The sequence below is a fragment of the Culicoidibacter larvae genome, from assembly GCF_005771635.1.
GTDB lineage: Bacteria > Bacillota_I > Bacilli_A > Culicoidibacterales > Culicoidibacteraceae > Culicoidibacter > Culicoidibacter larvae.
In genome coordinates, this window is record NZ_VBWP01000002.1 from 34,703 (window position 1) to 48,235 (window position 13,533).

Annotated in this window: 10 protein-coding genes; 1 reads left to right on the forward strand and 9 read right to left on the reverse strand. The window is 37.4% G+C overall.

Annotated features, from left to right (window positions below; translation table 11 throughout):
- Nucleotides 1–118: 118 nt before the first annotated feature.
- From tsf to FEZ08_RS02695, 8 genes are all read right to left on the reverse strand, one after another.
- On the reverse strand, nucleotides 119–997 hold the full coding sequence (gene tsf, locus FEZ08_RS02660) for a translation elongation factor Ts (protein WP_138190172.1): 879 nt from the start codon (nucleotides 995–997) through the stop codon (nucleotides 119–121).
- Nucleotides 998–1,228: 231 nt separating this feature from the next.
- On the reverse strand, nucleotides 1,229–1,996 hold the full coding sequence (gene rpsB / locus FEZ08_RS02665; RefSeq protein WP_138190173.1) for a 30S ribosomal protein S2: 768 nt from the start codon (nucleotides 1,994–1,996) through the stop codon (nucleotides 1,229–1,231).
- Between the two features lie 228 nt (nucleotides 1,997–2,224).
- Entirely contained in the window at nucleotides 2,225–3,400 is a 1,176-nt protein-coding gene (locus tag FEZ08_RS02670) for a hypothetical protein (protein WP_138190174.1), read from the reverse strand.
- 123 nt (nucleotides 3,401–3,523) lie between these two features.
- Nucleotides 3,524–5,365, reverse strand: a complete 1,842-nt coding sequence (gene typA, locus FEZ08_RS02675; protein ID WP_138190175.1) for a translational GTPase TypA — start codon at nucleotides 5,363–5,365, stop codon at nucleotides 3,524–3,526.
- A 78-nt stretch (nucleotides 5,366–5,443) separates the two neighbouring features.
- Nucleotides 5,444–6,637, reverse strand: a complete 1,194-nt coding sequence (locus FEZ08_RS02680) for an MFS transporter (protein ID WP_138190176.1) — start codon at nucleotides 6,635–6,637, stop codon at nucleotides 5,444–5,446.
- A 72-nt stretch (nucleotides 6,638–6,709) separates the two neighbouring features.
- Nucleotides 6,710–8,365, reverse strand: a complete 1,656-nt coding sequence (locus FEZ08_RS02685; RefSeq protein ID WP_138190177.1) for a ribonuclease J — start codon at nucleotides 8,363–8,365, stop codon at nucleotides 6,710–6,712.
- A 180-nt stretch (nucleotides 8,366–8,545) separates the two neighbouring features.
- Nucleotides 8,546–11,227: a magnesium-translocating P-type ATPase gene (gene mgtA, locus FEZ08_RS02690; RefSeq protein WP_138190442.1), complete on the reverse strand. Its 2,682-nt coding sequence runs from the start codon at nucleotides 11,225–11,227 to the stop codon at nucleotides 8,546–8,548.
- Between the two features lie 140 nt (nucleotides 11,228–11,367).
- A complete protein-coding gene (locus tag FEZ08_RS02695; protein ID WP_171014902.1) occupies nucleotides 11,368–11,859 on the reverse strand; it encodes a hypothetical protein in 492 nt (163 codons plus the stop codon).
- A gap of 132 nt (nucleotides 11,860–11,991) precedes the next feature.
- Between FEZ08_RS02695 and FEZ08_RS02700 the strand changes: the two genes are divergently transcribed.
- Entirely contained in the window at nucleotides 11,992–12,519 is a 528-nt protein-coding gene (locus FEZ08_RS02700; protein ID WP_171014903.1) for a TetR/AcrR family transcriptional regulator, read from the forward strand.
- 52 nt (nucleotides 12,520–12,571) lie between these two features.
- Here FEZ08_RS02700 and FEZ08_RS02705 read toward each other — a convergent pair whose 3' ends face one another.
- Nucleotides 12,572–13,504: a manganese-dependent inorganic pyrophosphatase gene (locus tag FEZ08_RS02705; protein WP_138190180.1), complete on the reverse strand. Its 933-nt coding sequence runs from the start codon at nucleotides 13,502–13,504 to the stop codon at nucleotides 12,572–12,574.
- Nucleotides 13,505–13,533: the final 29 nt, after the last annotated feature.

A 13,533-nucleotide genomic window follows, 5' to 3' on the forward strand; every position in this document is an offset into this window, starting at 1 on the left:
TAGTTGTCAGTATCAAACAATGATGTTCTTTTGACTCTGTACACCTCACATTCAACAATTCTTGGAATACAAGCGTTCATAACTTTTTTATTTTATAACAAGTATCTTCAATACTTTATTAACCGCGAACTTGACTCATTACTTCTTCAGCAAAGTCCACTTCTTTTTTCTCAATTCCTTCACCAACACCATAGCGTACAAAGCTAACTACTGTTCCGCCTTTGCTTGCTACATATTTTCCAACTTTTTGATCAGGATCTTTAATAAATGATTGATCATTCAAGCAGATTTCTTCGAAGTATTTACCAAGACGACCTTCTACCATTTTTTCAACGATATTAGCTGGTTTTCCTTCATTTAATGCTTGTTCAGTTAAAATTTTACGTTCATGTTCTACTTCTTCAGTACCAACTTGGTCACGAGAGATGTATTTTGGATTTGCAGCAGCTACATGCATTGAAACATCTTTAGCTACAGTTTCATCGGTTGTACCATCAACAATTGATAATACTGCAATACGTCCGCCCATGTGTAAGTAAGCTCCGAATGCTGCGTTATCATCTTTTGAAACAACTTCAAAACGACGTAATGTAATTTTTTCTCCGATTACGGCAATTGCTTGACTGATAACGAATTCAAGTGTTTCACCATCTACATCTAATGCAAGTGCTGCTTCTAAGTCAGCAGGCTTATTTGCTAACAAAGTGTTACCGATAGTATCAACAAGTCCTAAGAATTTGTCGTTTTGTGCAACATAATCAGTTTCTGAGTTTACTTCGTAAATAACTGCTGTGTTTCCATCAACTTTAATTCCGCAAAGACCTTCGGCAGCAATACGGTCACCTTTTTTCAAAGCTTTCGCCATACCTTTTTCACGAAGTAAGTCAATTGCTTTATCCATGTCTCCGTTTGCTTCAACAAGAGCATTTTTAGAATCCATGATTCCTACTCCGGTTTTATCGCGTAATTCTTTTACCATTTGTGCTGTAATATTCATTTTTTTATTTACCTCCTATTTAGTAAACAAACACCTGTCATAATATTATAAAACGCCCGCAATCTATGAAAATTGGCAAAAATTGCTCAATCACGTATGTTTAGATACGCTCAATCACAATTTTTGCCAATTCTCTACGATTTCAAGCGTTTTCCGACATAAATATCCATTTATTAGTCCCTTGCGGGAAACATTATGAAACTCTTATTATAGGTGTTTGCAAGTGTCTTTTTAAGCTTCTACTTCAGTATTTTCATTCGTATCCGCTGCCTTGTCAATGCTAGCTGCTTCTTGAATTTCTTCTTCAGTTACAGCTCCGCCATCGCGTCCTTCGATAACTGCATCCGCCATACGGCCAACAATTAACTTCACGGCACGAATTGCATCATCATTTGCCGGGATAATGTAATCTACATCATCTGGGTCACAGTTCGTATCAACAATTCCGATAACCGGGATGCCTAAACGACGTGCTTCAGCAATCGCAATACGTTCTTTACGTGGATCGATTATAAATAATGCTTGTGGTACATCAGTCATGTTTTTAATACCGCCAAGGAATTTTTCCAATTTAGCTGCTTCTTTGCGTAATTGGATAACTTCTTTTTTAGGTAACACATCAAATGTTCCATCTTCAGCCATTTTTTCAATTTCGAATAAACGTTTAATACGTTTTTGAATCGTTGGGAAGTTTGTCATAGTTCCACCTAACCAACGGTGGTTTACATAAAACATTCCCGCACGTTCAGCTTCAATTTTCACTGCATCTTGTGCTTGTTTTTTAGTTCCTACGAATAAGATGTTTCCGCCGTTCTCTGCAAGATTGCGAACAAATTCATAAGATTCATCAATTTTCTTTGATGTTTTTTGTAAATCGATGATATAAATTCCATTACGTGAAGTATAGATGTACTTACTCATTTTTGGATTCCATCGACGAGTTTGGTGACCGAAATGTACACCTGACTCTAATAGACTTTTCATTGAAATTACTGCCATGTAATTTCCTCCTTCGTTTTTTCCTCCACTTTTTTCTAAATAGTCTCACCAATAATCGGCACTTGAGCTATGATCCAAAAGTGTGTGTATTAGCCGTTTTTACAGCCTTATTAATTATACGCTATTTTTGCTTTAGCGTCAATGGAAAATACTGAACTCTTGCACATTTATTATTTGGATTAAAAAAACAAAAAAAGCAGCCCGTCGGGCTGCTTTTTTTCAACTTCTCTAAAAATTTTCCAGATTATGCGAAAAGACTTCTGGACGGTTTATAAATGCCTGGCGTAATTTATATACAAAATCGGCATATTCATGAGCACTAAAAATAACATCATCATAGTTTTTCGGATCTTGGCGCTTACCAAAGCAATAAGTTTTGATGCCTCTTGATGTCGTAAGCTTTACTGTTCTCATTTTATTTACCGGTGTTGTATAAGAAACCGGAATTGCCTCAATAGCTATGATATCACTCAGTAGAAATGTATCTTGATCAAAGCTGATTGAAAGCTGATTGATATTCACTAATTTTGGCGTATGTTTCAAATCTCTTTGTTTTTGCGAATATGAGCTGAATATTATAATAGCCACTATTACGCCAACAAAAATGACTGTTGCTAAAGTCATCATCATAAAGGTTGTTAGACCACGGCGAGTATCTAAATCATCCATGAAGATAAAGAACACTAGTAGTTCAGCTACAAGCATAATAATAAATCCAGTAATTAATGGCGTCTTAATTGAAGTTTTGATATTATCGGTCTTTAATTGATATGTTGCCGAAATTGGCTGTGCCGGAGTTGGTGTTGCAGTATCATCTGCAAGCGTTGTTCTTGCTACGGCATCATCGCCAGCGTATAGTGCTGCATTGCCGATTTCCGGACTTTCGTTTTGAATTTCCGTATTAGCCGTTGCCGTAGGTACTTGCTGGTTGAAATGCTGTAAATCTAAATTATCAATCAAAGACATCATTTTTGAAAATTCATCTTTATTTAAGAACGGACAATTAATTGATTTATTGCTGCGTCCATCAGAAATTACTAATTTCCGTTCAACATTTGTTACAATTCCATTAGTACGGTAGCGCGTAATATGAGAAGTAAAATCGTAATTAGCAAATGGATACTCGCCTAAAATTGTATCTCCCTTGCGATAAATAACTCGGTCACGGGTAACCTCTATTGACTTTTTTGGTTTAAAAAACATTGAATATACACAAAAACCAATAAGTATTATTGCTGCAATTACAGCAATAATAATTGGATATAGTCTTTGTGAGTAGCGTGGGAACACCACATCATATAAAAAGAAATAGCCGATACCAATAAAGAATGCTCCAACTGCCAGGATTACTAATCCCCCGCGTATTTTTTTCGCAGCTGTTTCTGCAAATAAATGATTGTCCATGAAAAACCCTCCTATATATCTCCAATATATAGTAATGCAAATTCAAATAAAAAACAATATTATGTTTTCTTTTCACATAATAATTCATAAAAAAGAGAGAGTATATTGACTCTCTCTTTTTAACTATTCGCTTTCATTTTCGTTTTTGCGTTTCTTATTAGCTTTTTCACGAGTATTTTTATCTAATATTTTTTTACGTAAACGGATTGATTCCGGAGTTACTTCACAATATTCATCCTCATCAAGATATTCGAGTGATTGTTCAAGCGAGAACACCCGAGGTCTTTTTAAGACAACTGTATTATCTTTATTTGCAGTACGCATATTAGTTAACTGTTTCGCTTTTACAACATTAACCGCTAAATCATTCTCGCGGTTATTTTCACCAACAATCATCCCTTCATAAACTTCAGTTCCCGGTTCAATGAAGATTGTTCCGCGATCTTCTAAGCCCATGATACTGTATGCAGTAGCTTTACCATTTTCCATAGAAACTAATACTCCGGCACGGCGACCACCAACGTCTTCACGTAATTTTGGTCGATACTCAAGGAAGTTATGGCTTATCATACCGTATCCTTTAGTTAGTGTTAAGAATTCCGTACTGAAACCGATAAGTCCTCGCGAATAAACATGGAACACTAACCGCATCTGTCCTTGATTAGTTGCTCCCATTTGTTGCAACTCACCACGACGTGTACCTAATGCTTCAATGACATTTCCGACATACTCTTCGGGAACATCAATTTGCACATATTCAACCGGTTCACAAATTTCACCATTAATTTCACGTAAGATGACTTGTGGTTTTGACACCTGCAACTCAAAGCCTTCACGGCGCATTGTCTCAATGAGAATTGAAAGGTGCAACTCACCGCGTCCAGATACTTCCCATTCATCAGGAACTTCAGTTTTTTCAACGCGTAAACTAACATCAGTTTGAGTTTCAGCAAATAACCGCTCTTCAATTTTACGGGCAGTAATAAATTTACCTTCACGACCGGCAAAAGGGCTTGTATTAGTTAAAAAGCGCATTTGTAAAGTTGGTTCATCGATATGTAATTCCGGTAAAGGCATATTCTGACCCAACTCACAAATCGTTTCACTAACATTAATATCTTCCTTACCGGCAACGGCAACAATATCTCCAGCGCTTGCTGAATCAATTTCAATTCGTTTTAAACCTTTGAAACCAAATAATTTAGTAATTCTAAACTCAACTAAGCTACCATCGTTACGAACCAAACTTACTTGTGAACCATTGCGAATTGTCCCGTGGAACACGCGGCCAATTCCTATTCTTCCGACATAATCATTATAATCAAGCAACGATACTTGGAATTGCAACGGCTGATTAGCATCAACACGTGGTGAAGGAATATAGTCAACAATTGTTTCAAACAAAGCTTGCATATTATCAACATTTTGATCCGGTTCAGTATTCGCAGTTCCATTTAATGCCGAAGCATAAATAACCGGAAATTCAATTTGCTCATCATTGGCACCAAGCTCAATAAATAAATCGAGTACTTCGTCAACAACTTCTTCAGGACGTGCACCAGGGCGGTCAATTTTGTTAACCACAACTAATGGTGTTAAGTCTTGTTCTAAAGCTTTTTTTAATACAAAGCGAGTTTGTGGCATACAGCCTTCAAAAGCATCTACAACAAGCAAAACGCCATCAACCATGCGCATAATCCGTTCTACTTCGCCACCAAAGTCAGCATGTCCCGGGGTATCCAGAATGTTGATACGATAATCTTTATAATCAATTGCCGTATTCTTAGCTAAAATGGTGATACCGCGCTCACGCTCAATATCATTTGAGTCCATTGCCCGCTCTTCAACATGCTCATTGGCACGGAAGGTTCCCGATTGGCGTAATAATTGGTCAACCAATGTTGTTTTTCCGTGATCGACGTGAGCAATAATTGCTATATTCTTAATTTGTTTCATTAGGTCCAGTCCTATCTATTTAGAATTACTATATCTATTTCAAGTTTAACGGTAATATTTTACCGAAACTCTTACACGATGTCAAAATTATTTTTTTGGTTCCTTTTTCTTAGCCTCATGTTGAATCCAAAAGATTGCTGCAAACATCAACAAGGCAAATACACTCAGAAAATTCATTGAAACTGCCGTATCTCCGGAAAAGTCAATTGCCATACCAAGCATAAATGGTAAAAATCCGGCAATAATGTAGCCTACCGATAAAGCCATTGCCGAATAACTATTGGCGTCATGATGATTGTCAGTCACCTCAATTGGCAACAATAATCCTAATGAGAATAATCCGCCGGTACCAATAGCCAAAAGCAATGCTGCAACAACACTAAGATGCAGAATAATAAGCAACAACATACCTAAAACAGTCAGCGCCGAACTAATATATAAAAATAACATCTTCCGTTTAAATACTGAAACCAACAATGGAAAACAGAAGTTTCCTAAAATTTGTACGGTGGTAAACAAAGTCATAATATATCCTGCCGTATTAGCATCAACACCAATTGACTTCAGATATGGAATAAACCATGCCAGCAACGAATAAAACAGTCCAGACTGCAACCCAAAGTAAATCGCAATACTCCACGCTTCCTTAGAAAGCCACGGTGATTTTCCGCTCGCTTCATCAAGAGCAACCGCCTCTGAAACTGGTTTTACAGCATTACTCCGCAATAAAGGCAATAATGACGCAATGGCAACTCCACCTAAAAGCGCCCAAAAGCCAAGAGCCACACTCCAAGCTCCACCAAAAAATTCTGCAATTGGTAAAGTAAATGCGCTGGCAACTGCAGCCCCGGCTGCCAAGCCAACTGAATAAACACTCACCATCAATGCAGCACGATTAGGAAAATACTTCTTAATCATTCCTGATAGCAACGGTCCGGCAACTGCAATACCAATGCCGATAACAACAGTTGTAAATAATAAAAATAACGTATCAAATGCAAAGAATCGCAAAATTGTCCCGGCGGTTAATAAAATAACTGTCGCCAGCAATAACTGCTCCTGCTTAAAACGCTTCAATAACTTACTCCCGGCAATCGGTGCAAAAATACCCATACATAAAACCGGAATTGCCGTCAACAAACTGGCAACCGTATTGCTCATCCCAAGTGACTGCTGAATCATATCCAGCACCGGTGCCACCGAAGTAATAGCTGGCCGCAAATTCAAAGCTACCAAAAAAATAACTAAACCAACATATAGCGGCTGTAAAATTTTTTTCATAATATCTCCTCTGATTTCTAAAACACCCAAGAAAAAAGTTCACTCTTCCAGTGAACTTTTTTCGAAACTCATTTACACATCCATCATAATCGTTAGTACAACAGGGCGTCTCTTTGTTTGCTTAAATAAGAATTTCCCTAAATGTTCACGAACATCCTGACGAATCGCATTCCATTCTAAACCATTTTCAGCAATCTTATCATTAACTGTCGTAGTCACAATATCACGCATTTGGTCAAGTAACTCTTGTGACTGACGGACATAAACAAAGCCTCTGGTCACAATCTGCGGTTCACCAACCATGCGTTTTTTCTTAGAATTAAGCGTAATTACAGTAATAACAACACCATCTTGCGATAATTGCTGACGGTCACGCAATACTACGTTACCGACATCACCGCTGATATTGCCATCAATTAAAACATCATCCACCGGAACAGTTTCGGCACTCTCATCATAAACACCATTGTTTAAATGAACAACCTCACCATTATCACGAATGAAAATCTGACTGGCATCATAACCTAAACCAAGAGCAAGTTGCTCATGTTCAATTAATTGACGATATTCACCATCTACCGGAAATAAATATTTTGGTTTCATCAAGTTCAGCAACATTTTTAAATCTTCTTGTGCAGCTACACTTGAATTCAATAATTTTTTATCAACGATATAAGTCCGCGCTCCAGTTTTAAAGACCTCATCAATTGCTTTAGCAGCAACAACTTCAGTCCCGGTAATTGCCGGTGAGGCAATTACAACTGTGTCACGATCATCAATTTGAATCAATTTATCAGCACCGGTTGACATCCGGATTAACGAGTTAAACGGAATTCCGGTATTACCAGCTACAATGACAACTAAATCATCACGATGACGCTCAACTTCTTTCAAAGGAATCATTGTTCCTTCAGGCACTTTTAAATAACCGTTTTTCAACGAAATATCAATTAAACGCTGCCCGCGCACACCAGTAATAAATACTTTTTTATCATACTCAACCGCTACATCAATAATATCTTGAATACGTTTAATATCCGTAGCAAATGCTGATACAATAACTCGACTTTTAGCATCATAGAAGTAATCCCCTAAAGCATGTTTAAAGCCTTGATTATTAGCAGCATATCCTTTTTGTTCAACCCCACGGCTCACTGAAAGCAAGGCTAAAACACCTTTCTTCCCAATGTAGCCAAGGTTCCCAATATCAGTTGAATACAATTCGGTTGCATTTTGATCAAAATAGAAATCACCAGTAAATACAATTGAACCATCTTTAGTATTAATACAAATTCCAATCGAATCAGGAATACTATGGGTTGTTTTAAAGAAAAACACTGATTGTCCGCGCTTAAAGTCAATTGCCGTATACGGTGCAACAACTTTTAATTCACCCTTCGGCTTAACGCCCTCAATCTTTAGCATATCTTCCACAATATCCAAAGTCAGCTTTGTTCCATAAACCGGAACCGCTAACTCTTGCATGACAACCGGTAAAGCACCAATATGATCCTCATGGGCATGGGTTAAGAATATCCCCTTAATCCGGTCCTCATTCTCTTTTAAATAGGTAATATCAGGAATAACCTTATCAATACCTAACATCGACTCTTCCGGATACTTTAACCCGGCGTCTAACACATAAATTGCTTGGTCAACTTCAACAACGTACATACTTTTCCCGTTTTCATCAAGACCGCCAAGCGCAAAAATTTTAATCTTTGCCATTATTTTCCTCCTTTTGAAAAATTTATCAGTGTAAAATTGATTCCCAGCCTTCACATATTTTGAAAGCGTTTAACATCAATTTTGCTTTATTTTTCAGTTTTTATAACTTACCTATTATAGCAGGAAAAGACTAAATAAGCAATCATTCAATTCTTTGATGAAAGTTGATAAAGAGTTGCTCTAAAGCAACTCTTTATACTTCTTAACATATAGCTTTTTCACTACCGTAACCAAAACAATATATAGGAGAATTGTCCCGACAAGTAAAGCATAGTAAATTGCCGGTAATGGCTCCATTTTTAATATTGCGCCAATCTCAGTGTATGGTAAGACTGTTCCAATTAGTATACCTAAAGTGGTAAATACAAACATTGGCAATGACGCGCGACTTTGAATGAACGGTATTTTGGGGGTTCGAATCATATGAATAACTAAAGTTTGTGTCCATAGCGATTCAACGAACCAACCAGTATGGAAAAACGCGGCAAATAAGAGCTGTTGTTCTGAATTTATACTGCTGTAACTGCCGCCAACAAACAACGGACAAAGTACAAAGAAAAGCATAATAAACGTAGTTATATCAAAGATCGAACTGGTTGGTCCCAGCCAAACCATATAGGATTTAATCGACTTAGCATTCCAATCACGCGGCTTCACTAAAAACTCTACATCAACGTTATCCCAAGGAATTGCTGTGCATGAAATGTCGTAAATAAGATTAAGAACCAATATCTGAATTGGCAACATTGGTAAAAACGGTAAAAAGATACTGGCAATAACAATTGAAAATATATTACCGAAATTTGAGCTTAAAGTCATCTTTATGTACTTAATAATATTACCGTATGTTTTGCGCCCTTCAATGACACCGTCTTTCAGCACCATCAGATTTTTTTCCAACAAAATAATTGGCGCCGCCTCTTTGGCAATATCCACAGCAGTATCAACTGAAATCCCAACATCCGCCTGTTTAATAGCAGCGGCATCATTGATACCATCCCCCATAAAACCAACAACATGTTTATTACGGCGCAAGCTTTCAACCACTTCTACCTTTTGTGTCGGTGAAAGCTTAGCAAAAACATCAACCGTTTCAGTCGCTTTATCCAATTCTTCCTTAGACATTCGAGCAATGTCCGAACCAAGTAATATTCGGTCTACATTTAACCCCACTTCATGACAAACGGTTTTTGTCACCCCATCATTATCGCCAGTCAAGATCTTAACCTGAACCCCATATTGCTTCAAACTGGCAATTGCAGTTTTAGCACTATCCTTCGGCGGATCCAAAAATGAAAGGTACCCTAATAAAACCATTTCGCTTTCATCCTGAACACTAAAGGTATCTTCAAGAGCCGGCTCATTTTTATACGCCAACCCAAGCACCCGTAATCCATCAGCGTTATATTTAACCACCTGAGCAAGTATTTGTTGCCGCAGTTCATCAGTCAAATTCACGGTTTTCCCTTCAGATTCAACTAAGGTACAAACACTTAACATCTCTTCAATAGCACCCTTGGTAATTAAAATACGTTGCTGCGAATCTTTAACAACAACACTCATCCGCCGCCGGGTAAAATCAAATGGAATCTCATCAACCTTAACAAATTCTTTATATTGTTCAACTTTATCCTGCTCTTGAGCATAATCAATAATTGCTACGTCCATTAAATTCTTTAACCCGGTTTGAAAATTACTGTTTAAATAGCCATATTCCAGCACTCGGTCACTCTCATCACCATTTACATCATACGCATGCATCAAAACAACTTTATCCTGAGTAATTGTTCCGGTTTTATCAGTACAAAGCACATCCATACCACCAAAATTCTGAATTGCATCAATATTTTTGACAATCACTTTCTTCTTCGAAAGCATAACCGCACCCTTAGCAAGATTAGTTGTAACAATCGTCGGCAGCATTGCCGGAGTTAAACCCACCGCAACCGAAAGAGCGAACAAAAAGGCATTAAGCCAATCATTTGAATGAATACCATTAAGCACAAAAACAATCGGTACCATCACCAACATCAAGCGAATTAATAACCAGCTGACTGAATTAATCCCTTTGTCAAAACTCGTAAGCGGCGGTTTCTCAGCAATATCCTGAGCCACCGCGCCAAACATCGTTGTATCACCAATATTAACAACCAAGCTTGTTGCTGAACCACTAATTACATTACTGCCCATAAAAGCCACATTGCTTAAGTCCAGTACATCATCATTTTTATTACTATCAGTTGCAGCATACTTCTCTACCGGTGTACTTTCACCAGTAAGCGGTGCTTGACTAACAAACAAATCCTTTACTGAAATAAGCCGAACATCTGCAGGAATCATATCACCGGCAGAAAGCACCACTAAATCACCAACAACAATTTCCGTAATTGGCACCTCAGTTACTTTGCCATTACGCATTACATCTATCTTGGTTTTCACCATTTCATTCAATGAATCTGCTGACTTTTTTGAACGATATTGTTGCACAAAACGCAACGTACCGCTAATAAAAATCAACACCAAAATAATGATTACCGTGGATGGATCTTGTTGCCCGGCAGGTGCCAGCAACACATTGGAAACAAAAGAAATAATTGCCAAAACAAATAACACAATCGTAAACGGATCAGTAAACGCCAGCAAAAACTGCACTATCGTTGGCACCTTACGCTGATGTGTCAGCCGATTTTCACCATATTTCTGGCGCATCGCCAAAACCCGGGCATCATCAAACCCCGACTCGCTATTTTGATATTCAGTAAGCAATGCCTCGCTATCAGCACTAGCTGCATGAAATAACTGTGCCATTGCTGATTGATTTAATTGCCGTTCCTTATTCTCAATATCAGCTTTACGACTCATAAAATCCACCTCTTCACTATACATCTCCATTTTACTACTGAATTTCATACCCAACAATTGATTTGCCTTATTCTTTTTTGAAACAAAACAAAAAAGCGATGCGGTCATAAACCGCATCGCTTTCAAAATTCTTATAAAGATTATAGTAGCATATATAAGATCATTCCAGCAATTCCCGCCAGCCAAATATAAAGCGAAACAAATTTACAACTGGTACTATATGAGCTTAGCTTGGCAAGCCATTTTTTCCGTACCGGATAACAATTAATTAAAAAAAGCAGTATACTATTTTCAATACAGTCAAATAACGCTCGCAGCAGAACTAAACCAATCAAACACCAACTTACTATACCACTCATATTAAATGCTCTAACGATCACCAATTGAACAATTAAAAAGCAAACAATAAAAACATAATCAAGCAGCCAGTAATTCTTATATGCCTTCCGACCTTCTACACCAAGCCGCGAAAATGTTTCATTTATTTCTGTCTCGGAATAACAAAATCGCATATCCAACAACCGAAAGTTAGCCTCAAACTTACGCAAACCAGGGATACCATGTGGAGTAGCATACATTATGAATAGACAAATTAAAAAACCAGCTATTCCAATATATATAATAATATTCATAGTTACCACCATTACCTTCGCCACACTTGTAGCGGTTTATTAAAAATAGTATACTAGAACAAACAACAACACTCAAACAAGTGCTACAATTTTCATGCCTTTGTAGCCTTTATGAAAGGAATGAGTATTATTATGTTAATTAGCAGTAACCCAACAGCAATTCAATCACAAACATGGATTATTGACACCTTACTCGCTTTAATGTCCATCAAAAATTATAATGAAATAACCGTATCTGAAATATGCCGCAAAGCAAAATTAGACAGACGCACGTTTTATCGTAATTTTAATTCAAAAACTGATGTTCTTGATCATTATATTACTACGCTTGGAAAAGAATATCTAAATGCTCATCAACAAATTGACGTCACTAATGCTCTCGCTACCGCGGAAGTTTTCTTTCGTTTTTGGCAATCACATACTAGTTTCATCACAAACATTCAAAAAAGCGGCCTGAGTAATTTTGTGTTCAAACAATTCACTGCATTTACCAAAGAAAACATTGAAATTTTCACTGATGATAAATTACCCCAATTGGTAAATAAATATGTATATTCTTATCGAATTGGTGGTTTTTGGAATATCATGCTCACTTGGATAACTGATGGTTGCAAACTTTCTCCGAATCAAATGGCCACTATTTTTCAAGAATATTGTTAATATATTAAACAAAAAAGCGATGCGGTCATAAACCGCATCGCTTTCAAAATTCTTATAAAGATTGTGCCACGGCAGTCAACTGCGGAACAACTTGTTTTTTACGTGAAACAACACCTGGTAGTTCAGCGGTGCTATTATGCAAAAGTACTTTAAAAGCATTTTCCACTAACTGCGGTGTATTACCGCGAGTAATTACGATTGAATTACTATTAATAATATCAGTAACCAAAACCACAAACTCATCTTGGTTAGTTGAAATCAAATGGGCATCCATTGCTGCCTTGATTTGCTTTGCTTGATTCATAATCGCATCAACATCAATAACACTGATTTGTGAAACCTGAACACTGAATTTACCCATTTCAAATGGCTTGCTGTCAATATGAATCAATTCATCCGCAGTTTTATCACTTAAATCCGCACCGGCTTTCAACATATCCAAGCCATACACTTCTGCACTTACGCCAGCGATTTGCGCCAAGCGATCAGCCACAAATTCATCATCAGTCGTGCATGTCGGCGATTTAAATAACAATGTGTCCGAAATAATCGCTGATAACATTAAGCCGGCAATTTCCTTTGGAATTTCAACGCCATTTTCTTGATACATTTTATATAAAATCGTAGCCGTACAACCAACTGGTTCAGCACGGAAGAATAATGGTTCAGCCGTTTCAAAGTTCGCAATACGGTGATGATCAACCACTCGACGAATTGTCACGTTTTCAAGACCATCAGCACTTTGATTGCGCTCATTATGATCCACTAACATAACCGTATCGGTTTCCTTGCTCACATCACCAACAAGACGAATGTTTTCCACACCGAAATAATCTAATGCAAAAGCCGTCTCCTTGTTAATTTCTCCTAAACGAACCGCTTCAACCTCATTACCTAATTGAGTCTCTAAATATGCTAATGAAATAGCTGCCGTAATCGTATCCGTATCCGGACTCTTATGTCCAAAAATCAATGTTTTTGCCATTTTTCTCACTCCTATTATAAAATCATTCG

What these genes read in the sequence shown, in the direction of transcription:
- tsf (WP_138190172.1), bottom strand. Translation starts at nt 997, where the DNA reads ATGAATATTACAGCACAAATGGTAAAAGAATTACGCGATAAAACCGGA.
- FEZ08_RS02680 (WP_138190176.1), bottom strand. Translation starts at nt 6,637, where the DNA reads ATGAAAAAAATTTTACAGCCGCTATATGTTGGTTTAGTTATTTTTTTG.
- mgtA (WP_138190442.1), bottom strand. Translation starts at nt 11,227, where the DNA reads ATGAGTCGTAAAGCTGATATTGAGAATAAGGAACGGCAATTAAATCAA.
- FEZ08_RS02695 (WP_171014902.1), bottom strand. Translation starts at nt 11,859, where the DNA reads ATGAATATTATTATATATATTGGAATAGCTGGTTTTTTAATTTGTCTA.
- FEZ08_RS02670 (WP_138190174.1), bottom strand. Translation starts at nt 3,400, where the DNA reads ATGGACAATCATTTATTTGCAGAAACAGCTGCGAAAAAAATACGCGGG.
- FEZ08_RS02700 (WP_171014903.1), top strand. Translation starts at nt 11,992, where the DNA reads ATGTTAATTAGCAGTAACCCAACAGCAATTCAATCACAAACATGGATT.
- FEZ08_RS02705 (WP_138190180.1), bottom strand. Translation starts at nt 13,504, where the DNA reads ATGGCAAAAACATTGATTTTTGGACATAAGAGTCCGGATACGGATACG.
- FEZ08_RS02685 (WP_138190177.1), bottom strand. Translation starts at nt 8,365, where the DNA reads ATGGCAAAGATTAAAATTTTTGCGCTTGGCGGTCTTGATGAAAACGGG.
- rpsB (WP_138190173.1), bottom strand. Translation starts at nt 1,996, where the DNA reads ATGGCAGTAATTTCAATGAAAAGTCTATTAGAGTCAGGTGTACATTTC.